Source organism: Clostridium sp. Cult3, from assembly GCF_021655115.1.
Classification (GTDB): Bacteria; Bacillota; Clostridia; order Tissierellales; family Tepidimicrobiaceae; genus PPXY01.
In genome coordinates, this window is sequence record NZ_PPXY01000012.1 from 1 (window position 1) to 21,457 (window position 21,457).

Below are 21,457 nucleotides of genomic sequence, written 5' to 3' on the forward strand. Positions count from 1 at the left end.
CCTTCATATAGTATTGGATTAATAAGAATATACTTATTCCTATTAGTATATCTCCAAAGCTTATAACTTTTGGTAGCGGATACGGCTTTGGGATAGGTATAATATCCGATAGATAATAAAATCTAGTATTTTCGTCGACAATTATATGGGTTAATATCTTGTTGTCCTTTAATAAATTTATTTGTTCATATAGATGGGAATTTATTAATCCCTTAGTAGATACAGGCATTCTGCCATCATTGGCCAATACAGGGATAAAGTTCATAATGGTTCCAATTAAAGTTAACCATATCCATCTTTCTCTAATATTTAATACAAGGCCTATAATTACCATTAGAAATACAAAAGTATGGATGATAGCAAAGTAATCTATTATGAATCGGGAGACTCTTCCCTTGGTATTTGCAACTATCGTTAGACTAATCACTTCTAATATGAAACCTATTATGAATAGATACCATCCTCTAATATGGAGTTTCCCAAGATTTCTTATTTTCCCTTTTCTTAACTTCCCTATTATTAGCGAAAGACCTAATGTTTCAACGAGCATTTAGTTCACATCCTATACATTTGTTTTAAATCATAGGCACATTTCCTAATTCACCCATATTTTCTTAGTAGTCCTAATTATGAAAACCTTTTCATAAAAAAGCAAGGCGCCAAACGGCGCCTTATTAATATTCTATGAATAATTCTTTTTTTGCTTTACATATTGGGCAATTATCTTCTTCCCCAGTTATGCTTATAAATCCACATACTGGACATAGTAATATTTTTTCTGCTTCTAAATCCTTACCACTATCTACAGCTTCCTTGGCCTTTGTAAACAGATCTGCATGAACCTTTTCGGCTTCAATAGCAAATCTCATAGCAGATAGGGCTGCTTTTTCCTCTTGCATTTCTGCTACTGCTATGTATGCAGGATACATTTCATTTACTTCAAACAATTCTCCATCAATAGCCCCTTGAAGATTTTCAGACGTACTAGCAAGTCCAAATCCAGCTCCTGAAGTCACTGAGAAATCTCCCTTTTCCTCTTTTAAGGCTTTGAAATGCAATGTAGCATGTACTTCCTCTGCATCAGACGTAGCTCTGAATAGTCTAGCTACTGTTGGAAATCCATCTTCATCAGCCTTGGCACCCCAAATTCTATATCTCATATGGGCCTGACTCTCCCCACCAAAAGCTGATCTTAAGTTTTGAGCTGTCATTGCTTTCATAGATATTCCCCCTTTGCTATATTTAATAATACCTTATCCTATATTGTACCTGTACCATATATTGTACCTTTTTTTAATTAATATGTCTAGACCCAATTAAAAACAGGGAAAATCCCTGTTTTTAATAAAACTTCTTTCTATCTATTTCATCTTGTACTATCATGAGGGCTTCTCCAAATCTTTGGAAATGAACTACTTCCCTTTCTCTTAAAAATCTCAATGTATCCTTAACACCTGGATCATCACTGACTCTTATTAAATACTCATAAGTAGCTCTTGCCTTTTGTTCCGCTGCCATATCCTCATGAAGATCTGCTATTGGATCACCTTTTGATTGAATATATGCAGCAGTCCAAGCTTCTCCAGCAGCATTGTGAGGAAAAGGACTTTTGCCATGATTTACATAATGAGCTTCAAAGGGTGTTCCTTTTATTTGATCTACTGTAGCATCCTTTACCAATCTCCACACCAATGTTCCTATTATCTCCCAATGGGCTAGTTCTTCGGTGCCTATATCTGTAAGTAATGCCTTTGCTTGATTAGTAGGCATAGTCCATCTTTGAGTTAAATATCTAATCCCTGCCGATAGTTCCCCATCAGGGCCACCAAATTGTTCTATTATCATTGCTGCTAAAGTAGGATTTGTAGTATCCACTCTAACGGGATACTGTAGTCTTTTTTCATATATCCACATATCTAAACCTCCTTAAGGTATATCAAAGTTTATTTCCCAAGGCCATGGTCCATTAATATATGCCCAGGGGCAACTGCTCATTTCCGTATATCTTAATGGTCCATATTTAGCTTGATATAACGATTCTAGTTCCCTATACTTTTGTGAATAGCTGTTGTGAAGTCTTAAAGCTCTTTCATCATTAGGTTGAATGTCTAAATATAGATTTGTTTCAATAAGAACAAATCCTACCTCCATGATCTCTTTTAACAATACTTTTTGTTCTCTATCCATTGAAGCCACCTCCATATAGACTAGCTCCTTCTACTTTGTAGGGTCTATACAATTCAGGAAACAGAGTTCCCTTTTTAAGAGCTTCGCTAGGATTAAAAACCCGATTCATAATCTGAAACGGTATAAAAACTCTAGCTAAACTTTCTTCATTTCTTTTACCGTAGTAATCCCCATTCATAGACTAAACCTCCTAATTCAAAATAATATGTTCATAATCATAATACGCTAATTTTTAGTAATGGTTCCAAAAACAAAAAAAGTATCTGAGCGACCTCTAGTCGCCCAGATACTTGCTATCTATTAATTATTCTTCTACCAAAAAGCAGGCTACTTCGTGTTCTCTTCCAATTTCAATTAGCTCTGGATCCTCATTGAAACATTTATCCATTGCATAATTGCAGCGAGCTGCAAATCTACATCCCGGTTTCGGGTCTATTGGAGATGCTATTTCGCCTTTCAATAGAATTCTCTCCCTCTTGCTCTTCAAACTTGGTACCGGTATGGCTGAAAGCAATGCTTGAGTATAGGGATGGAGACTATTTTTAAACAATTCATCTGAAGGAGCTTTCTCTACGATTTTCCCTAAATACATTACTGCAATGTTGTCAGATATATGCTTGACTACGGACAAATCATGGGTAATAAATAGATAGGTTAGGTCCAACTCCTCTTGTAAATCCTGTAGTAAGTTTAATATTTGAGCTTGGATAGAAACATCTAAAGCTGATACTGGCTCATCGGCTACTATAAATTTAGGCCTTAGGGCCAAGGCCCTAGCAATGCCTATTCGCTGTCGTCTACCTCCATCTAATTCATGGGGGTAGGAGTTTACTAATCTTTCCGCCAAACCTACTGTTTCCATTAGACGAGATACTTCCTTATCCAGCTCAGAATTTTTATTTTTCACTATATTGTGTATGATTAAAGGCTCTGCTATTATTTCCGATACAGATAGTCTAGGATTTAGGGAAGAAAAGGGGTCTTGAAATATTATTTGCATATCTCTTCTAAGTTTGATCATCTGCTTTTTTTTCATCTTGTTTACATTTTGATCTTCAAAGTAAATTTCTCCATCAGTCGGTTCTATCAATCGCAATATAACCCTACCTATGGTGGATTTGCCACAACCTGACTCTCCTACCAGCCCTAAGGTTTCACCTTTCTCCATTTCAAAATCTACTCCATCTACTGCATGAAGCATGCCCTTAGGAGTTTTAAAATGTTTTTTTATATTCTCTACTTTTAAAAGTGCTTCAGCCATCATTGCACCTCCTCTACTTCCATTGCACCTTCATATATTAAACACTTCACCATGTGATTATCTCCTATATCCTTTGAAATTGGTTGTCGTTCTTTGCATATTTCTTTGACATAAGGACATCTTAGATGAAAAGTGCAGCCTTCAGGTAAATTTGTAGGATCTGGCATAAGGCCTTTTATTGGTTTCAATCTTTCTACATCCTCTTCCAAGCTGGGTATGGAACCAAAAAGACCTATAGTGTAAGGGTGTTTTGGTTTCTCGAACAATTGTTCCAATGTAGCGTATTCTATTATCTCTCCTGCATACATTACAGCTACCTTATCGCATGTTTCTGCTACTATGCCTAAATCATGAGTTATCAAAATCATGGCTGTATTGAACTCTTCTTTTAATTCTTTCATAAGTTCTAATACTTGTGCCTGGATAGTAACGTCTAAAGCGGTAGTCGGTTCATCGGCTATAAGTAAACTTGGATTACAAGCCAATGCGATAGCAATGACTACTCTCTGTTTCATGCCACCAGAAAATTGATGAGGATAGTCTATGGATCTTTCCCTTGGAATTCCTACTAATTCTAACATTTCATTAGCTTTTTCCATTGCTTCATCATAGACTAAGCCTTGGTGTATTTCAATACCCTCCGCTATCTGCTCTCCTACAGTCATTACTGGATTTAAAGATGTCATAGGATCTTGAAAAATCATGGATATTTTGTTTCCTCTTATTTGTCTCATTTCTTCTTCCGAAACCTCTAGTAGATTAGTACCATCAAAATATATCTCCCCATTTACTATCTCTCCTGGTGGGTCGGGAACTAGTCTTAATATGCTAAGAGCAGTGGTAGTCTTTCCTGCTCCTGTTTCCCCTACTAGTCCTAATGTTTCTCCTTTTTTTAAAGATATATCTAATCCATTGACAGCTTGTACCACACCTTCATCGGTAATGTAATGGACTTCTAGATTTTTTATATCGAGAATGTTATTATCCATATATTTCGCCCTCCTTCTACTGCTTTAATCGTGGGTCTAGCGCATCTCTAAGTCCATCGCCTAATAGGTTTAAGGCAAGTATAGTTATCATAATAGCAAGACCAGGAAAAGTAGTAACATGAGGCGCTTCCCTTAAAAAGGACCTTCCATCTGCCAACATAGAACCCCACTCTGGCCTAGGCTTAGGTACTCCAAGTCCTATAAAGCTTAGGCCTGCTGTAGATAAAATTGCACTGGCTACTCCTAAAGTTCCTTGGACAATTACAGGAGCTAATGCATTAGGGATTATATGTTTTCTAATGATCCTGCTATCTGAAGCCCCTACAGCCCTAGCTGCTTCTACAAATTCTTGATCCTTTACCATAAGGACTGATGCCCTAACTATTCTTGCATATCCAGGAATAGATGAAACCCCAATTGCCAGCATTAAATTGAATAGATTGGCTCCTAAAGCAGTAACTATGGCGATAGCTAATAGTATACTAGGTATAGCTAAAAATATATCCATGGCTCTCATTATAACATTATCAACTTTGCCTCCATAATAACCAGCTATAGCACCTAAAGTCCCTCCTATTAATATGGCAATACCTACAGCCACCACTCCTACCATTAACGAAACCCTCGCACCGTGTATAATCCTTACAAAAATATCCCTACCAAAATTATCCGTTCCTAACCAATGTTCCTTAGATGGTCCTTGAAATCTAATTGCGGTATTTTGTTTTATAGCCACTTCTTCATAGTCAGCAATCTTATTTGCAAAAAGTGCCAGCAATATTAATATTATCAATATGACTAAACCTACCATAGCCATCTTATTCTTTTTTAATCTTCTCCAAACTTCACCCCATTGGGATCTTTTCTTTTTGGGTTTAGATTTTAAATCCCCATTCTTTTTAGCTGCTACATTAGAGTTCATATGGTAAACCCTCCTTATCTGTATTGGGATTTAATCCGTGGATCTAGAAATGCGTACAATATATCAACCAAAAGATTAACAATACTAAATACTACGGACATAAATATAACTGATGCCAACACCATTGGTGTATCCTTTTGCTTTATTGCCTCAACCATAAGTCTACCTACTCCTGGCCAGGAAAACACCGTTTCAGTTAATACGGCACCTCCTAAAAGGTATCCAAATTGAAGTCCTATTACCGTAACCACAGGTATAAGGGCATTTTTTAATGCGTGTTTATTTATTACCTTTTTTTCCGTAACTCCTTTAGCCCTTGCAGTACGAATATAATCTTGACGGATTACTTCTAACATGGATGAACGAGTCATTCTAGTTATTATGGCAGCTACTCCCGTGCCTAGGGTAATAGCAGGGAGAATTAATGCTTTAAAACCTGCATCTCCACCTGAAGGCAGTATTCCCCATCTTACGGAGAACAATAATATAAGCATAAGACCTAACCAAAAATTAGGCATGGAAACTCCTAATAGTGCCAATACCATACTAATACTATCTACTGCTGAATACTGTTTTGTAGCAGATATTATCCCTACAGGTATTCCAATGGCAACGGCTACTATTAAGCCTGCAACAGTCAGCTTTAAGGTAGCTGGAAATCTAGAAAACACTTCATCAAAGACTGGCTTTTTAGTAGAATATGATCTACCAAAATCCCCTTTTAGTGCGTTTTTTAAAAATCTTAGATATTGGACAATAAAAGGATCATTTAATCCCATATTCTCCCTTAATTGCTCTACTTGTTCTGCAGGGGCATTCTCCCCTAACATGATCAATGCTGGATCCCCAGGGGTAAAAAACATTATTGTATAGACTAAAAATGTGACTCCTATAATAACTGGTATTAAAAGTAATAATCGCCTTAAAATATATCTATGCATTGTTCCCCTCCTCCAATTGTCTAGTATTCAAATATTAATGGAATGAGGCCTTCTATAGGCCTCACCCCTAATCAAATGTTCTATTTGAAACCGACATTACTTAACTTGTGATGCCCTGCTGGATGTAATTTAAATCCATCTATATTGCTTTGCAATCCAGCATTTTGAGTTTGGAAGTATAAGAATAGCTGTGGAGCTTCCTCAACAATTATTTCTTGTGCTTTGGAGTATGCATCCAATCTTTCCTTTTCATCTATGGAAGTTCTACCCTTATCCAATAATTTATCTACTTCTGGATCGGTAAAGAAAGTTCTATTACCAGCACCACCATGTTGCGAGCTATGGAATAAAGCATAGAGACCATAGTCTGCATCACCAGTAACTGTTACCCAGCCGAGTATGAACATGTCGTGCTCACCAGCAGCGGTTCTCTCTAAGTATGCACCCCATTCTACTTCCTCTATTTTTGCATCAACACCAACTTCTTTAAGTTGGGCTTGAACTATTTCAGCTATCCTTACTCTTACTGGATTGTCATTAGTCCAAATACTAGTTTTAAATCCATCAGCATAGCCAGCTTCTGCTAACAGATCCTTAGCCTTATCTGGATCATATTCATAACCTTTTAAATCGTTGTTGTAGCCAAACACCTTATCGTTAATAGGCCCAGTAGCTTTAGTACCAGCATTCTCTAAAACAACTTCTATTATTTCATCAACATTTATAGCGTAATTCAAAGCTTTCCTAACCCGTATATCATCAAAAGGTGCCTTTTTAGTATTAAATCCAATATAGGATGTAGATAGGGATGGTTCCTCTATCAATTGTAATTTTTTGTTGTCCCTAACCTTATCCAAGTCTATCGGTTCTATATCGTACGCAATATCCACTTCGCCGGTCTCTAATCCTATGGTTCTGTTAGTTCCCTCCGGTACATTCCTAAATATCAATGTCTTTACTTTTGCAGGATCACCATAATACTCATCAAATCTCTCTAAAGTTACCTTGTCCCCTGCATCATGGCTCACAAATTTGTAAGGTCCTGTTCCTACAGGACTATTTTGATAATCATCTCCAGCCTCTGTAACAGCTTTTTCATTCAATATAGATGCAGCAGTATGGGCTAAGTGAGATAATATTGGAGCGAAGGGCTCTTCAGTTTTTATTATGACGGCATAATCATCTTTAACTTCTACGGATTCCACTGCCCCAATAATATGAGCTACTTCTGGCGAATCCTTCATTCTGTCCAGGGTAAATTTCACATCACTGGCCTTTAACTCTTCTCCATTGTGGAATTTGACCCCTTCTCGAAGCTTAAACTCCCAAGTCCTATCATCTATCTGTTCCCAGCTTTCCGCCAGACCTGGTTGTAATTCCATCTCTTCAGTAGCTTCAACTAGGGTGCTATACATCTGCTTATTTACCCTCGATGAAGGCTGGTCATTAGATGCATGAGGATCTAAGGACTTTGGATCTGCCCCTTGAGCCACTATCAATTCATCTTTTGCACCACCGCTAGTCTTCTTACTTCCACAGGCCGATAAAGTAAGCATAAGAACTAGCAGAATCGACAGAAATATAAAAGATTTCCTTCCTTTAAACACAGAATCTCCCCCTTATTAATTTTATATTTAAAATTGAGTTCTAACTCAATTTTAGACATTGTTCGGAATAAATCGACATTTCTAAATATTCTGTTAACTCAATGCAAGGGTTTAGGTCTTATCATGGGGTTAAATCCGAGTATGTGTCTGTATTTGTCATTTGCTCCGTACTTAATTAGCAATTAATGGCTACATAACTATTATCATTTTATACTAAAACTTGAATTATTTCAACATAAACAATGTTAAATATTTTCCAACTATTCTGTATAGTTGTGTTTTAGCATGATTCAATCCCCAATATATATAAATAAAACTTCCTATACTTCTAGGAAGTTTTATTATAATCATATTTCATTTCTTAACATATCATGATAACTTTCTCTTTTTACCACTAATCTGTCTCTTCCATCTTCTATCATAACAACAGCAGGTCTTGGAATCTTATTATAATTGCTAGCCATGGAATAATTGTAGGCTCCTGTAGAGAACACAGCCAATATATCTCCAGGTTCAACTTTCGGAACTCTTAAATCCCATATCAATATATCTCCAGATTCGCAACACTTACCAGCGATAGTCACCAATTGATCTGTTTTTTCATCAGCTTTGTTTGCTACTATAGCATCATATTTTGCTTCATATAAACTAGGTCTAGGGTTGTCCGTCATACCCCCATCAACGCTTGCATAAGTCCTTATATTGGCAATCTCCTTGATAGAACCTATGGTGTATAAAGTTATTCCAGCTTCGCCCACAATCCATCGGCCTGGTTCAATAGTCACCTTTGGGACTTTTAGACCATTTTTTTCACAGCCCTTATATAGCTCTTCCATTATGGCATCAGTATAATAGTTAATTGGTTTTCTTTCCTCTCCTTCACCATACTGTATCCCATAACCACCTCCTGTATTTAATTCTTTGGTTTCATAATCAAATCTTATTTGGGCCTCTTTCATCAGCTTTACTATATTATTTATCGCCTCCAAATAAGTAATATTGTCTAATATCTGAGACCCTATATGGAAGTGGAATCCTAGCAGATTTATATTAGTTAAGCTTATAGCCTTTTCAATAGCTCCATATATAATATCATCAACTATTGGTATTCCAAATTTTGAATCTACCTGTCCCGTTTGAATATACTTATGAGTATGACTATTCACACCTGGAGTAATCCTGTACAGTATATTTACCTTTTTCCCATATTGAGATGCAATATTATTTAAATTTTTCAGTTCATATAGATTGTCAACTACTATTCTACCTACCCCATAATCTACTGCCATCTCCAGCTCATGGAAAGTCTTATTGTTTCCATGAAATACTATCTTTTCTGGTGGAAAATCTACTTGCATCGCAGTATATAATTCTCCACCAGAAACTACATCCATTCCAATGCCTTCTCTTTTTATTATTCTAGCCATTTCCTTGATAAGAAATGCCTTACTAGCATAAACAACTTCAACATTGTCATATTTATTGATAAAACCTTTCTTTATTTCATCAATTCTATCTACAATATAATCTTCAGATACCACATATAAAGGTGTTCCATATTTTTTAGATAGATATACTGTATCGCAACCAGCAAAATGTAAATTTGACATGGCTATTCATCCTTTCATGTAAAGTTATACCCATTACAATTAACAAGCAATAACCATGCCAAGCTACAATCATTAGTACTTTAGGTTTATATCCAAATCAAGATATGTATTTTTCCGACTTTCCGTACTTTTTTTTAAAAAAACCTATTAAAAAGGTCTTATTAGACAAATTACGTATTTCCGTATCACTTTCCTGATTTTCGCACTATCCTCATCCTTTATTATATAATAAATTTCATTTTATGGATAAATTAGAAATTGAGGCTAACAATACATAAAATTACATGGTTTATCTTATCAGTTTCTACACATAATACTATTACAAAATTTAATAAATATATAAAAAAATAATTACCTAAGAAAGGAGTTGAAATTAATGCCTACTAATAATAATACAGGATCAAATAATATCTTAGTACCTGAAGCACGACAAGCACTAGATCAAATGAAATTAGAGATAGCTTCTGAACTTGGTATGTCAAACTACAATTCAATGGATAAAGGTAATTTACCATCTAGACAAAATGGATATGTTGGTGGATATATGACTAAAAGATTGGTTGAGATGGCACAAAGAAGTATGGGTGGAGGTACTACAACTAGATAGTATATCCATAAAAAAGACAGGTCAAAAGACCTGTCTTTTATATTTTCACTATGTTATTCAATTGGTTCTAAAGTTCTTGCTGCTAATTCCTTATCCATCATGTATATTCCTTGGAAATGTCCATCTATTTTCTTTAGATTTACCAATATCTTCTTCATGCTATTTTCTTCTTCCAATTGTTCATCTACAAACCATTGCAAAAAGCTAATAGTTGGATAATCCTTCTCTTCTTTAGCTAAATCCATCAATTTGTTTATCTTGCTAGTTACCAATTTTTCATGTCCTAGAGCTGTTTCAAATACATGAACCAAGGATTTATATTCATTTAGTGGTTCACCTATTGCTTTCATAGTAACCCTTCCATCCATATCGTTGATAAAATCAAAGAATTTCATCGCATGAAGATATTCTTCCTGTCCTTGGATTATGAAAAAGTTGGCAAAACCATCTAAATCCTCTTCAGCACAATAGGCAGCCATTGCCATATAATAATAACCAGATTCAAGTTCAAAATTAAACTGATCATTTAATTCCTTTAACAATTTTTCTGATGCCATGTATAAACCTCCTTAATTTTTAATAATCAATATTTCTATAAACCTTAAAATCATTTTTCCCTTACTGTTTATATATACCCAAGGGATTAAAGTTTAACCATATTTTTGTAAAGCTTTTTATTTAATGCTAAAGACTTGTTTTTATTTACCAACAAGACCCATACCATGTATTATCTAATCCATAAGTATTATATTGAGCTTTTTAAACAGTTGATAATCGATGGCATCCGTTATAGGCATATTGTTATCTTTTAAATATTGAATTAAAGAACTTTTCATTCCTTCGCCATATATGCCATCAAGAGGACCATTATAGTGGCCACTTAGCTTTAATCTTTTCTGAACTTCCAGCACATCTGCCCCTCTATCTCCCGGTAATAATCTCCTAAAACCATGAGCAAAGGGACCATATTCTCCATTCACTATGCTTACCATTGTATTATGTTCTATTATATTGTAAAGTTCTTCAACATCCTTATTTCTCATTCTAATACAGCCAGCAGAAGCGTTGAAGCCAATAGAGCCCGGTTGATTAGTACCATGAATTCCATATTTCCCCCATGGAACATCCAAACCTAGCCATCTAGAACCAAAACCTCCACCCCACCTGGCCTTTTCTATAATTTTAAAGGTACCTAATGGAGTTGGCGTGCCTGCCTTTCCAGTAGCCACCACATAGTTTTTTACTATTTCGTTAGAGGAAAGGTCTATAACATATAGCTGCTTTTTATCAACTTCTATCAATATAGCTAGATTGTTTTTTCCCGACATTGAATATGTGTCCTTATTGTCATAATCAATGCCCCTTTTAGTTAAGAAAAGATGTATATAATTTCCTGTTATTACCACTATCAGCACTAGAATAAATAATAATAGGATAATCTTGGCTTTTCTATTCATCCCTATCCCTCCCATATATTATTTATATGCTGATATAATATAATTAAAACTATTGTATCAGGGGCACTATATTTTTATCTAAATATTATTTCAATATCGTCAAATCCCATACTTTCAAATATGGATACTAGCAATTCTTCCGTGTTTTTTTGTGCATCATTAAGGAGCCCTTTTTCAATTACCTCCTCTTCCATACTTTTTTTCTCTTCTATTAATACATCGTATAAATCCTTGAAGCTCAATTTATTGAAGACTGAATCCTTTTCATCGTATATATATACATCTTCTTCCATTATCACATTGTCAAATACCTTTGGCTTGTCTAATGTGATTTTAATGGTCTTAGGATTAACAACTTGGGTTTCTACGCCATTTAAATCTGCTCCCGCCTTTATATATCCACTATATTTAATGATAAAGCTTTTGTTTGTAAAAGGCACATTTAGCCCACTGACCTTTTTGTTGTCCTTATAAGTTACTACATTCGTATAGTTATACTTAACTGTAGACATTTCCAATATTTTTGCAACTTTTTCTTCAATGGTATTGGATAATAGAGTTACCTGCTTTTTAGTAGAAAATTTAATGTACAAAAAAAAGCTTAACACTACAGCAATAATTATTAATAAGATTGTAATGTTCCTTTTCCATTTATTCATATAAATCACCTCGAATATTTGTCTCATCTATGGTACCACATCAAAGACTTGGTGTAAATAATATAACTCCCTTGTTATATAAAAAGGGAGCTAAAAATATCTATTCGTCCGGATTGTATAATTGATATATACCGTATATGGAGAAACTTTCATCGCACAACAACTTTACAATGGCAGGTATTTGTTGTATGGTTATATTTAATTCAATGCCATTGTATTTCAAAACCATATCATCTGGTTCAACTATATTTGAATCATTAATCACATCAATAAGCCTGTTCTCCACAGCAGGTATATTCATACCACCGATCATTATAAAAACTTTATTCTTGGTGTTTGAATAATCCTGAGGATCAATTCTATTAATCAATAGTATTTTGTTCATAATACAGTCTCCTTTGCATAATATGTACCTCTCTTTAGAATCTACATTAGTTCATATATAAACCACTCCCCCTATAAAACTACGAAATAATTCTTTATCTCTATACTTACCCATTTCAAATGGAATAGTCACATTTTTTGATAATTTTTTTATTTTTATGTACCATATATTATTATAGCACTATTGATTAGAAATTCTAATTATATTAAAATTAGCCTAGAGGAGGGTTCTATGAAAGAGTATATGGATCAATTATCAAAATGTGTATTGTTTAAGGGTATAAAAAATGAAGAGATTCTAAATATATTAGATAAAAATAATTATGAGGTTGCAAAATATTATAAGGATGAATTGATCGCTATTGAAGGTGAAGATTGTCATAGTCTAGGTATCATACTAAAGGGAAAGATAGAGATACAAAAAGTATACCCATCAGGCCAGGTTATGACTATCAATATTTTTAAAGAAGGTAATATTTTTGGCGAATCTCTAGTGTTTTCAGATAAACATACCTACCCTGCTACTATAACTGCAATGGAATATACAGAAATAATGTTTATTAAAAGAGAAGATATAATCAAGATATCTATGTTAAATTCAAAAGTGTTGACCAATTTCGTATCAGTTTTATCTCATAGAATATTAATGCTCAATAATAGGATCACCAATCTAAGTCAGGATACCATTAGAAAGAAAATATCCAATTATCTATTACATGAATCTAAAGCTCAAAATACTACTCTTTTGACTATCCCATTTACCAGGAAAAGGATGGCCGAACTTCTAAACATTCCTAGGCCTTCCCTATCTAGAGAATTAATCAATATGAAAGAAGAAGGCATATTAGATTTTGACAGAAATACTATAAAAATATTAAAATTGGAATCCTTAGAAGAAGCTCTATTTGATTAATATTAATTATATCAATATGCCTTAATTGATTATAGATATTTCTTATTTTTTAAATCTCCATAAGTTTTATATAATCATATATGTAGACTGTTAAACAATAAACAAGGAGGTTTTTTAAAATGAGTGATAAGCGTAAGATGTTTATCTATGGAGGTATCATAGGTCTTATCGGTGCCCTTTTGCTAAAGTTTGGCAACCCTGGTAATATGGGAATATGTGTTGCCTGTTTTTATAGGGACATCGCTGGTGCATTAGGACTTCACAGAGCTGAGATAGTCCAATACATAAGACCTGAAATCATTGGATTTATTTTAGGAGCTTTTATCATTTCCATAGCTAATGGAGATTTTAAATCTAGAGGAGGCTCCTCACCATTAATTAGATTCTTCTTAGGTTTCTTTTTGGTTATTGGTGCTTTAGTCTTCCTAGGCTGTCCTCTTAGATTGATTTTAAGACTTGCTAATGGTGATCTAAATGCTATTGTAGGGCTTTTAGGCTATCTAGTAGGGATCTATATTGGTATTCAATTTTTAAAGAAGGGCTATACTCTAGGTAGAAGTATTGAACAACCTAAGTTTTCTGGCTACATTATGCCATTAATTGCTATAGCTTTACTTATATTTTTAATCGTAAAACCCGATTTTATATTCTTCAGTGAAGAAGGTCCAGGTTCTATGAGAGCGCCTGTGATATTATCCCTTATCCTTGGAATGATAGTAGGTGTAGTTCTACAGAAAAGTAGAATTTGTACTGCTGGTGCTTTCAGAGATGTTATGTTGATTAAAGATTACCACTTTCTATGGGGAATATTAGGAATATTTGTAGTAAACTTAATAGCAAATCTAATATTAAATTTTGATTCCTTTAATTTATCTTTTGAAGGTCAACCAGTGGCTCATGCTGATCATTTGTGGAATTTTATGGGTATGGTATTGACAGGTATTTGTTCTGTTCTATTAGGTGGATGTCCAGTAAGGCAAACTATCCTTGCTAGTGAAGGGGATGCAGATGCTGGAATAACAGTATTAGGTATTACAATAGGGGCAGCCTTTGCTCATAACTTTGGATTGGCTTCTAGTCCAAAAGGTGTAACTAGTAATGGAAAAATAGCTGTAATTATAGGTATTATAGTGGTTTTAGTCATAGCCTATAGCGTTGTTAAAGAGGCAAATCTAGTTAGATCACAAAAAAAGGAGGGTGTAAGGAATGCCTAAAGTTGTAGATGCAAGGGGTAGATCTTGTCCAGAACCAGTCATAATGACGAAAGATGCTATTGAATCTAATCCCAAGGAGCCAATTCAAGTAATAGTTGATGCTCAAGTTGCTGTTGAAAATATTACAAGATTTGCTAAGGGAAAAGGATATAAAGTAGAAGTAGAAAAAAAAGGTGAAGAATATACCCTTAATATTAGAAAATAGGTGAAAAGATGGAAGATACTTATTGTGTTGTAACTTTTCATGTAACACAACACGCGTTATTATTTGAAAAAACTATGAAGGAGATTGAATATCCTGTAAAGCTAATGCCAGTACCAAGGCAAGTTAGTTCTAGCTGTGGTACTGCAGCTAAAATTCCTTGTGATAAGAAAAAAGAAATATTAGCTTTATGTAAAGAGAAAAATCTCCCCATTGAAGGTTTTTACAAAATAGAACATAAAAAGAAAAAATCTTGGTTCTAATATTTTTAGTTTGCCGCTTATATTATTGGAATTTGTTTTCGATAATATAAGCGGTCTTTTTTATATACCAAATAAAATAGTGGTTTTTTATGATTAAATAGTGTATTATATACATTGGTTAGGAGCTTCAACCTAAGGAGGTAAAAGTATGAAATATGATATAATAATCGTTGGTGCTGGTCCTTGTGGTATATTTACAGCACTAGAGATAAAAAAACATAATCCGAATAAGAGTATTTTAATATTGGAAAAAGGCAATTCTATTGAAAAGAGGATCTGCCCTAAAAGAAAAACTGGAATATGTGTTAACTGTAAACCATGTAATATCACCACTGGTTTTGCAGGAGCTGGGGCTTATTCTGATGGAAAATTATCCCTATCCCCTGATGTAGGGGGAAACTTGCCCAATTATTTAGGCTATGAAGAAACCCAAAAATTAATTCAATATGTAGATGAAATATACTTAAATTTTGGTGCTGATGAAACCATATACGGAATCGACAAAGAAAAAGAAATCGAAGAGATAAGAAAAAAAGCCATTAGAAGTAATTTAAAATTAGTGGAATGTCCTATTAGGCATATGGGTACAGAAGAAGGCTATGAAATATATGGTCGAATAGAAAAACATTTGGAGAATATTGGAGTAGACCTAAGCTTTAGGAATCCAGTAAAGGACATAATACTAGACGGTAGTGGGAATATTAAAGGAGTTATAGCCGATAAGGAATACTATTCAGATAAAGTAGTAATATCTGTTGGTAGGGAAGGTTCTGATTGGCTAAGAAATCTATGTATAAAGCACCATATAGATACGGAAACAGGAGATGTGGATATAGGCGTAAGGGTTGAAACTAGAAATGAAATAATGGAAGAATTAAATGATGCTATGTATGAAAGCAAGCTCATATACTATGCTCCTACTTTTGATGATAAAGTGCGAACCTTCTGCTCTAATCCAGCTGGTGAAGTATCGACTGAGTACTATGATGGGAATTTAGCAGTAGTTAATGGCCACAGCTATAAATCCGATAGTTTAAAATCTGCAAATACCAATTTTGCTCTACTTGTCACCAAACACTTTACAAAACCCTTTAATTCCCCTATAGAATACGGTATGCATATTGCAAAGCTTGGAAATATGCTTTCTGGTAATAAGGTACTAGTCCAAAGATATGGAGATTTTAAAAGAGGCAGAAGGACTACGGAAGAAAGACTTTATAGAAACAATATAATACCTACTTTAAAAGATGCAGTACCAGGGGATTTAAGTTTAGTACTACCCTATAGGATCATGAAGAGTATAGATGATATGCTAATAGCATTGGATAATGTAGCGCCCGGCCTTGCTAGTGATGAGACCCTTCTCTATGGTGTAGAAGTTAAATTCTATTCCAATAAGGTGATTACCAATGGTGAATTTGAAACCAATATAAAAGGCCTATATGTAGGAGGAGATGGAGCAGGAATTACAAGGGGACTTATGCAAGCTAGCGTAAATGGAGTGGTATTAGGGAGAAGTTTAAGTTAGACAATTATTACAATTGTATTACAAAAGTATGAATATTGTTGTATTTTTTTTAATACTATATATAATATAATCATATTGATAATTTGGTAAGGAGGTCGTGAAGATGATCATAATATTAAATCTATTACGAGTTAAAGAAAACTCAATAAAAATAAAAGCACGACCTATGAATACCTTATAATATATAATTCTGTCTAATAACCATAGGCGTGTTTGCCTGTGGTTTTTTGTTTTCAATATATCTCTGAATAGGGATAGCTATGCCCTATAATTATGTTATTTCATGACATAAAAACCATAGGATTGTAGACTTTTTGTCACATCTTATGGTTTTTTTATATTCAAAATGAGGAGGGTTGCAATGAAAGAAATTAAAAAATTATTTAAATTTATGACTGGCTACAGAAGAATTTATATATTAGGTATGATATGTATTATCCTCTCTCAGATGGTCGCTATGGTATCTCCCCTTGTCATAAGGACTACTATAGATTCCATTATTGGTGATGAGCCTTTAAATTCTAAGATTGTAGCAGGGCTAGCAGATTATATGGGAGGTAGATATTTTTTAAGAAAAAACATTTGGATAATCGGTAGTATCTTGATTGTAATAACCATATTAAGGGGAATTTTCCTCTATTTTAAGAATACCTTATCAAGCAAAGCTGCGGAGAATACCGCAAAGAGGATCAGGGATTCCCTTTATGATCATATTCAAAGGCTCCCATATGAATATCATGTAAATGTTGAAACGGGCGATCTTATTCAAAGATGTACCTCAGATGTAGAGACCATCAAAAGATTTCTATCTATTCAATTGATAGAAGTAGCAGGTTCTTTATTTATGTTGATCTTAGTTTCCTATATTATGTTTAGCTTAAATATAAAAATGGCCTTAGTTTCCACCGTGACCATGCCTATAATATTTGCTTTTGCCTTTATATTCTTTTCAAAGGTCAAGATAGCCTTTGAAGATTCCGATGAAGCTGAAGCCCAGCTTACCACGGTACTTCAAGAAAATTTAACCGGTGTAAGGGTGGTAAAGGCCTTTGCTAGGCAAGATTATGAGGTAAAAAAATTTGATGGAAAAAATAAAGAATACAGGGATAAAACCTATAGATTAATTAGGCTCTTAGCCATATATTGGGGAGCTTCGGATTTTATATGTTTTATCCAAATAGGCCTTGTATTGGTGTTTGGAAGTATTTGGGCTGTAAATGGAGATATATCTCTAGGTACTTTAGTAGCCTTTACAAGCTATGTAAATATGCTCCTATGGCCTATTAGACAGATGGGTAGAACCCTTACGGATATGGGGAAAGCAGTGGTCTCCGTAAGGCGTATTGAAGAGATATTAGATGAACCTATAGAAATATTAGAAGAAAATAATCAGAAACCTCATATTGAAGGCAATATATCTTTTGAAAATGTCTGGTTTGGATATGATAAGAATAAACCTGCACTAAAGGATATATCCTTCTCGGCAAAGGCTGGTAGTACTATAGCAATAATTGGTCCTACAGGTTCTGGAAAGAGTTCTTTAGTCTATCTATTATCTAGATTATATGATTATAATAAAGGTTCTATAAAAATCGATGGTATTGAGCTAAAGGATATTGATAAGAAGTGGATTAGAAAAAATGTAGGTATAGTCCTTCAAGAGCCCTTTCTATACGCTAAAACCATTAGGGAAAATATAAAACTAACAGATCCATCTATTGAAGATTGTAGAGTGTATGAGTCAGCCAAAACTGCTAGTATTCATCAGGATATTAAATCCTTTGATAAAGGTTATGACACCTATGTAGGAGAAAGGGGGGTATCCCTATCTGGAGGCCAAAAGCAAAGAATTGCCATAGCTAGGACTATTATCAACAACTCCCCTATTGTGGTATTTGACGATTCTCTATCTGCTGTAGATACGGAGACGGATATGGCTATTAGAAAAGCCTTAAATAATAGAAAGAATAAGTCTACCACTATAATAATATCCCATAGAATATCTACTGTATCTGAAGCTGATACGATATTGGTATTGGATAAAGGTAGAATAGTTCAAAAAGGAAATCATGATCAATTGATAGAAGAAGAAGGAATGTATAAAAGAATATACCATATACAAAACCCTACTGGGGAATTTGATGATATAAGACTAAAGGCGTAATAGAGGTGAGGAGCATGGAAAAAGAAAAAATCGATATTAATGTGTGGAAAAACTTTTTTCAACTTGTTAAATCCCAAAAGAAACTATTTATATTCCTATTTATAGTTATGATAGGAGTAGGAACATTGGATTCAGTTTTTCCACTGTTTTCTAAATATGTGATAGATAATTTCATCCAAAAAAATACCCTTGATGGATTAAATAAATTCATATTCATATTTTTCATCATTATATTTATCCAAGGTGTAAATGTGTTTCTATTTTTAGCCCTAGGTGGGAAGGTTGAAACCAATATATCCTATGATATAAGAAAAAAAGGCTTTGAAAAACTTCAAATACTACCCCTATCCTATTATGATGAAAAAGCTGTTGGTTGGTTAATGGCTAGGATGACTTCTGATATAAATAGGCTCAGTGAGACCATTTCCTGGGGATTGGTGGATTTTTCTTGGGGAATTACCATGATGTTGGCCATCGTCATAGCTATGTTTAAATTAAATGCTAAGTTAGCACTAATAGCCTTAGCAGTAGTCCCTCCATTAGCTATAGCTAGTGCCTATTTTCAAAGGAGAATACTTAAAGCCCAAAGGGAAGTAAGGAAGATAAACTCCAAAATCACCGCTGCTTATAATGAAGATATATCTGGTGCAAAAACTACTAAGACCCTGGTTAGAGAAGATATCAATTTAGAGGAGTTTGGTTCAATAACGGAAGATATGCGAAAGGCTTCCATAAATGCTACTGTGGTTTCTTCCCTGTATATTCCCATAGTATTGGTATTGGGAAGCATTGGTACAGCACTAGTACTAAATTTTGGAGGAAAAGGTGTAATAGCAGGAAGGATTAGCTATGGTACTATGGTAGCCTTTATATCCTATACCATGCAGTTTTTTGAACCGGTAAGGCAACTAGCGGTAATATTTGCTGAAGTTCAATCAGCTCAAGCATCAGCTGAAAGGGTGTTTTCCCTTTTAGAAGAAGTACCTTCTATTTCCGATGATGAGGAAGTAGTAAAAGAATATGGAGACTTTTTTAATCCTAAGAAGGATAAATGGCCAGAAATCAAAGGAGAAATAGAGTTTAAAAATGTATCCTTTACCTATAAGGATGGAGAGAAAATACTAGATAATTTCAATCTTAAAGTAAAATCTGGAGAAACCATAGCCTTAGTTGGGGAAACAGGATCAGGAAAATCTACCATTGTAAACCTATTGTGTAGATTTTATGAACCTACCTCGGGCAAAATACTAATAGATGGAATAGACTATAGGAGTATGCCTCAAGTATGGATACATGATAATCTAGGCTATGTTTTACAAACTCCCCATCTATTTAGTGGAACCATTACAGATAATATTAAATATGGAAATCTAGATGCTACAGAATGGGACATAATAAAGGCCAGTAGACAATCTAATAGCCATAAGTTCATAACTGAAATGGAGAAAGGATATGATAGCCCTGTAGGAGAAGGGGGAAATCTATTGTCCACAGGACAGAAACAGCTGGTTTCCTTTGCAAGGGCCTTGGTTAGAAATCCCAAGATATTCGTATTAGATGAGGCCACTTCCTCTATCGATACGGAGACGGAAAAGATGATACAGGATTCTATAGAAAAAATACTAGAAGGAAAGACTAGCTTCGTAATAGCCCACAGGCTATCTACCATTAGAAATGCTGATAGAATTTTGGTTATTAAAGATGGTAAGATAATAGAAGAAGGAAATCATAAGAATCTAATTAAAAAGAAGGGCTACTATTACAATCTATATGTAAATCAGTTTATAGAAGAAAAGAGCAAGGAAATTTTAGGATAAAGTAATTTGGGCGACCTAAGGTCGCCCTACATATTCTCAAAATTAGCTTTAATCAATTCTCTTATCATACTTTTGTCTGCCTCAGATTTATTTAATAAGGAAGTGTATTCTATTGTCCTTTTAACCTTGGTAGGCTTATCTGTAAATAAGACTATTTTATCCCCCAATTCCAAGGCCTCTTCAATATCATGGGTAACTAAAATACATGTCTTTTCCTCAAGGGTTCTCAATCTTTTAAAAAATTGTATTACAATGGATTTACTCTTTATGTCTAAAGATTTGAAAGGTTCATCCATTATCAACACATTAGAAGAATATGCAAAAGCCCTCAATATACTTATCTTTTGTCTCATCCCTCCACTTAAATTTTTTGGGTAATAATATTTATATTCCTCTAGATTAACTAGTTTAAGATACCTATCTATAGCAAACTCCATTAGCCCTTTGTCCATCTTTCCCTTTAATACAAATTCTATGTTTTCCTTTACATTCTTCCATTCAATAAGCCTATCCTCTTGAAAAACATAGGATATATATTGGTCTTCAAACCCGATTACCTGTCCTGAATCCTCATCTATTATCCCCGCTATTATATTTAATAGGGTGGTCTTTCCACATCCAGAAGGCCCTAAAATACAAGTAGTATTATTAGGTTGAAAGTCTATATTAACCCCATCTAGTACCTTCAAATCCCCGTAGTATTTTATTATGTTTTCCACCTTATATTCCATG

At 34.3% G+C, this 21,457-nt stretch carries 24 protein-coding genes; 8 read left to right on the forward strand and 16 right to left on the reverse strand.

The window, feature by feature from the left end; genetic code table 11:
- From C3E88_RS02665 to lysA, 11 genes are all read right to left on the reverse strand, one after another.
- Positions 1-550, reverse strand: a 550-nt coding sequence (locus C3E88_RS02665) for a DUF5317 domain-containing protein (protein ID WP_236908504.1), incomplete at its 3' end; no start/stop codon positions are given.
- A gap of 124 nt (positions 551-674) precedes the next feature.
- The gene (locus tag C3E88_RS02670) at positions 675-1,220 is read right to left on the reverse strand and encodes a rubrerythrin family protein (RefSeq protein WP_236908505.1); all 546 of its coding nucleotides are present in this window, start codon (positions 1,218-1,220) and stop codon (positions 675-677) included.
- A 121-nt stretch (positions 1,221-1,341) separates the two neighbouring features.
- Complete coding sequence (locus C3E88_RS02675) at positions 1,342-1,914, reverse strand: manganese catalase family protein (protein WP_236908506.1); 573 nt, start codon at positions 1,912-1,914, stop codon at positions 1,342-1,344.
- 12 nt (positions 1,915-1,926) lie between these two features.
- Positions 1,927-2,187 carry a spore coat protein CotJB gene (locus C3E88_RS02680; protein WP_236908507.1) on the reverse strand — a complete coding sequence of 87 codons (261 nt, stop codon included), beginning with the start codon at positions 2,185-2,187 and terminating at the stop codon, positions 1,927-1,929.
- Positions 2,180-2,365: a spore coat associated protein CotJA gene (locus C3E88_RS02685; RefSeq protein WP_236908508.1), complete on the reverse strand. Its 186-nt coding sequence runs from the start codon at positions 2,363-2,365 to the stop codon at positions 2,180-2,182. Before C3E88_RS02685 ends, C3E88_RS02680 begins: the two co-directional genes overlap by 8 nt.
- A 126-nt stretch (positions 2,366-2,491) precedes the next feature.
- Positions 2,492-3,448 carry an ABC transporter ATP-binding protein gene (locus C3E88_RS02690; protein WP_236908509.1) on the reverse strand — a complete coding sequence of 319 codons (957 nt, stop codon included), beginning with the start codon at positions 3,446-3,448 and terminating at the stop codon, positions 2,492-2,494.
- Positions 3,448-4,437, reverse strand: a complete 990-nt coding sequence (locus tag C3E88_RS02695) for an ABC transporter ATP-binding protein (protein ID WP_236908510.1) — start codon at positions 4,435-4,437, stop codon at positions 3,448-3,450. Before C3E88_RS02695 ends, C3E88_RS02690 begins: the two co-directional genes overlap by 1 nt.
- 16 nt (positions 4,438-4,453) lie before the next feature.
- On the reverse strand, positions 4,454-5,359 hold the full coding sequence (locus C3E88_RS02700) for an ABC transporter permease (protein WP_236908511.1): 906 nt from the start codon (positions 5,357-5,359) through the stop codon (positions 4,454-4,456).
- A gap of 14 nt (positions 5,360-5,373) precedes the next feature.
- Positions 5,374-6,300: a nickel ABC transporter permease gene (nikB, locus tag C3E88_RS02705; RefSeq protein ID WP_236908512.1), complete on the reverse strand. Its 927-nt coding sequence runs from the start codon at positions 6,298-6,300 to the stop codon at positions 5,374-5,376.
- Between the two features lie 80 nt (positions 6,301-6,380).
- Positions 6,381-7,907, reverse strand: a complete 1,527-nt coding sequence (locus C3E88_RS02710) for a glutathione ABC transporter substrate-binding protein (RefSeq protein WP_236908513.1) — start codon at positions 7,905-7,907, stop codon at positions 6,381-6,383.
- Positions 7,908-8,254: 347 nt separating this feature from the next.
- Positions 8,255-9,517 carry a diaminopimelate decarboxylase gene (gene lysA, locus C3E88_RS02715; RefSeq protein ID WP_236908514.1) on the reverse strand — a complete coding sequence of 421 codons (1,263 nt, stop codon included), beginning with the start codon at positions 9,515-9,517 and terminating at the stop codon, positions 8,255-8,257.
- 376 nt (positions 9,518-9,893) lie between these two features.
- On the opposite strand from lysA, the gene C3E88_RS02720 reads away from it, so the two are divergent.
- Positions 9,894-10,124: an alpha/beta-type small acid-soluble spore protein gene (locus tag C3E88_RS02720; protein ID WP_236908515.1), complete on the forward strand. Its 231-nt coding sequence runs from the start codon at positions 9,894-9,896 to the stop codon at positions 10,122-10,124.
- Positions 10,125-10,177: 53 nt separating this feature from the next.
- Here C3E88_RS02720 and C3E88_RS02725 read toward each other — a convergent pair whose 3' ends face one another.
- The 4 genes from C3E88_RS02725 to C3E88_RS02740 all read right to left on the reverse strand — a co-directional run bounded on the left by C3E88_RS02725 (position 10,178) and on the right by C3E88_RS02740 (position 12,625).
- Positions 10,178-10,681, reverse strand: a complete 504-nt coding sequence (locus C3E88_RS02725) for a ferritin (RefSeq protein WP_236908516.1) — start codon at positions 10,679-10,681, stop codon at positions 10,178-10,180.
- Between the two features lie 174 nt (positions 10,682-10,855).
- Positions 10,856-11,581 carry a L,D-transpeptidase family protein gene (locus C3E88_RS02730; protein WP_236908517.1) on the reverse strand — a complete coding sequence of 242 codons (726 nt, stop codon included), beginning with the start codon at positions 11,579-11,581 and terminating at the stop codon, positions 10,856-10,858.
- Positions 11,582-11,655: 74 nt separating this feature from the next.
- Positions 11,656-12,240 carry a DUF4230 domain-containing protein gene (locus C3E88_RS02735; protein WP_236908518.1) on the reverse strand — a complete coding sequence of 195 codons (585 nt, stop codon included), beginning with the start codon at positions 12,238-12,240 and terminating at the stop codon, positions 11,656-11,658.
- Between the two features lie 100 nt (positions 12,241-12,340).
- Positions 12,341-12,625, reverse strand: a complete 285-nt coding sequence (locus tag C3E88_RS02740) for a hypothetical protein (protein ID WP_236908519.1) — start codon at positions 12,623-12,625, stop codon at positions 12,341-12,343.
- A 231-nt stretch (positions 12,626-12,856) separates the two neighbouring features.
- On the opposite strand from C3E88_RS02740, the gene C3E88_RS02745 reads away from it, so the two are divergent.
- The 7 genes from C3E88_RS02745 to C3E88_RS02775 all read left to right on the forward strand — a co-directional run bounded on the left by C3E88_RS02745 (position 12,857) and on the right by C3E88_RS02775 (position 20,725).
- Complete coding sequence (locus tag C3E88_RS02745) at positions 12,857-13,537, forward strand: Crp/Fnr family transcriptional regulator (protein WP_236908520.1); 681 nt, start codon at positions 12,857-12,859, stop codon at positions 13,535-13,537.
- A gap of 119 nt (positions 13,538-13,656) precedes the next feature.
- Positions 13,657-14,751, forward strand: a complete 1,095-nt coding sequence (gene yedE / locus C3E88_RS02750) for a YedE family putative selenium transporter (RefSeq protein ID WP_236908521.1) — start codon at positions 13,657-13,659, stop codon at positions 14,749-14,751.
- The gene (locus C3E88_RS02755) at positions 14,744-14,956 is read left to right on the forward strand and encodes a sulfurtransferase TusA family protein (protein WP_236908522.1); all 213 of its coding nucleotides are present in this window, start codon (positions 14,744-14,746) and stop codon (positions 14,954-14,956) included. The genes yedE and C3E88_RS02755 overlap by 8 nt, the downstream gene beginning before the upstream one ends.
- 8 nt (positions 14,957-14,964) lie before the next feature.
- Positions 14,965-15,216 (forward strand): DUF3343 domain-containing protein, encoded by a 252-nt coding sequence (locus tag C3E88_RS02760; RefSeq protein WP_236908523.1) that lies wholly within the window; start codon positions 14,965-14,967, stop codon positions 15,214-15,216.
- A 148-nt stretch (positions 15,217-15,364) separates the two neighbouring features.
- A complete protein-coding gene (locus tag C3E88_RS02765; protein WP_236908524.1) occupies positions 15,365-16,744 on the forward strand; it encodes an NAD(P)/FAD-dependent oxidoreductase in 1,380 nt (459 codons plus the stop codon).
- Between the two features lie 361 nt (positions 16,745-17,105).
- Positions 17,106-18,908, forward strand: a complete 1,803-nt coding sequence (locus tag C3E88_RS02770) for an ABC transporter ATP-binding protein (protein ID WP_236908525.1) — start codon at positions 17,106-17,108, stop codon at positions 18,906-18,908.
- Positions 18,909-18,922: 14 nt separating this feature from the next.
- Positions 18,923-20,725 (forward strand): ABC transporter ATP-binding protein, encoded by a 1,803-nt coding sequence (locus tag C3E88_RS02775; RefSeq protein ID WP_236908526.1) that lies wholly within the window; start codon positions 18,923-18,925, stop codon positions 20,723-20,725.
- Positions 20,726-20,751: 26 nt separating this feature from the next.
- Here C3E88_RS02775 and C3E88_RS02780 read toward each other — a convergent pair whose 3' ends face one another.
- Entirely contained in the window at positions 20,752-21,456 is a 705-nt protein-coding gene (locus tag C3E88_RS02780) for an ABC transporter ATP-binding protein (RefSeq protein ID WP_236908527.1), read from the reverse strand.
- Position 21,457: the final 1 nt, after the last annotated feature.

What these genes read in the sequence shown, in the direction of transcription:
- C3E88_RS02675 (WP_236908506.1), bottom strand. Translation starts at nt 1,914, where the DNA reads ATGTGGATATATGAAAAAAGACTACAGTATCCCGTTAGAGTGGATACT.
- C3E88_RS02775 (WP_236908526.1), top strand. Translation starts at nt 18,923, where the DNA reads ATGGAAAAAGAAAAAATCGATATTAATGTGTGGAAAAACTTTTTTCAA.
- C3E88_RS02765 (WP_236908524.1), top strand. Translation starts at nt 15,365, where the DNA reads ATGAAATATGATATAATAATCGTTGGTGCTGGTCCTTGTGGTATATTT.
- yedE (WP_236908521.1), top strand. Translation starts at nt 13,657, where the DNA reads ATGAGTGATAAGCGTAAGATGTTTATCTATGGAGGTATCATAGGTCTT.
- C3E88_RS02780 (WP_236908527.1), bottom strand. Translation starts at nt 21,456, where the DNA reads ATGGAATATAAGGTGGAAAACATAATAAAATACTACGGGGATTTGAAG.
- C3E88_RS02745 (WP_236908520.1), top strand. Translation starts at nt 12,857, where the DNA reads ATGAAAGAGTATATGGATCAATTATCAAAATGTGTATTGTTTAAGGGT.
- C3E88_RS02755 (WP_236908522.1), top strand. Translation starts at nt 14,744, where the DNA reads ATGCCTAAAGTTGTAGATGCAAGGGGTAGATCTTGTCCAGAACCAGTC.
- C3E88_RS02725 (WP_236908516.1), bottom strand. Translation starts at nt 10,681, where the DNA reads ATGGCATCAGAAAAATTGTTAAAGGAATTAAATGATCAGTTTAATTTT.
- C3E88_RS02700 (WP_236908511.1), bottom strand. Translation starts at nt 5,359, where the DNA reads ATGAACTCTAATGTAGCAGCTAAAAAGAATGGGGATTTAAAATCTAAA.
- C3E88_RS02680 (WP_236908507.1), bottom strand. Translation starts at nt 2,187, where the DNA reads ATGGATAGAGAACAAAAAGTATTGTTAAAAGAGATCATGGAGGTAGGA.
- C3E88_RS02685 (WP_236908508.1), bottom strand. Translation starts at nt 2,365, where the DNA reads ATGAATGGGGATTACTACGGTAAAAGAAATGAAGAAAGTTTAGCTAGA.
- C3E88_RS02760 (WP_236908523.1), top strand. Translation starts at nt 14,965, where the DNA reads ATGGAAGATACTTATTGTGTTGTAACTTTTCATGTAACACAACACGCG.
- C3E88_RS02720 (WP_236908515.1), top strand. Translation starts at nt 9,894, where the DNA reads ATGCCTACTAATAATAATACAGGATCAAATAATATCTTAGTACCTGAA.
- lysA (WP_236908514.1), bottom strand. Translation starts at nt 9,517, where the DNA reads ATGTCAAATTTACATTTTGCTGGTTGCGATACAGTATATCTATCTAAA.
- C3E88_RS02735 (WP_236908518.1), bottom strand. Translation starts at nt 12,240, where the DNA reads ATGAATAAATGGAAAAGGAACATTACAATCTTATTAATAATTATTGCT.
- C3E88_RS02695 (WP_236908510.1), bottom strand. Translation starts at nt 4,437, where the DNA reads ATGGATAATAACATTCTCGATATAAAAAATCTAGAAGTCCATTACATT.
- C3E88_RS02690 (WP_236908509.1), bottom strand. Translation starts at nt 3,448, where the DNA reads ATGGCTGAAGCACTTTTAAAAGTAGAGAATATAAAAAAACATTTTAAA.
- C3E88_RS02730 (WP_236908517.1), bottom strand. Translation starts at nt 11,581, where the DNA reads ATGAATAGAAAAGCCAAGATTATCCTATTATTATTTATTCTAGTGCTG.
- C3E88_RS02670 (WP_236908505.1), bottom strand. Translation starts at nt 1,220, where the DNA reads ATGAAAGCAATGACAGCTCAAAACTTAAGATCAGCTTTTGGTGGGGAG.
- nikB (WP_236908512.1), bottom strand. Translation starts at nt 6,300, where the DNA reads ATGCATAGATATATTTTAAGGCGATTATTACTTTTAATACCAGTTATT.
- C3E88_RS02770 (WP_236908525.1), top strand. Translation starts at nt 17,106, where the DNA reads ATGAAAGAAATTAAAAAATTATTTAAATTTATGACTGGCTACAGAAGA.
- C3E88_RS02740 (WP_236908519.1), bottom strand. Translation starts at nt 12,625, where the DNA reads ATGAACAAAATACTATTGATTAATAGAATTGATCCTCAGGATTATTCA.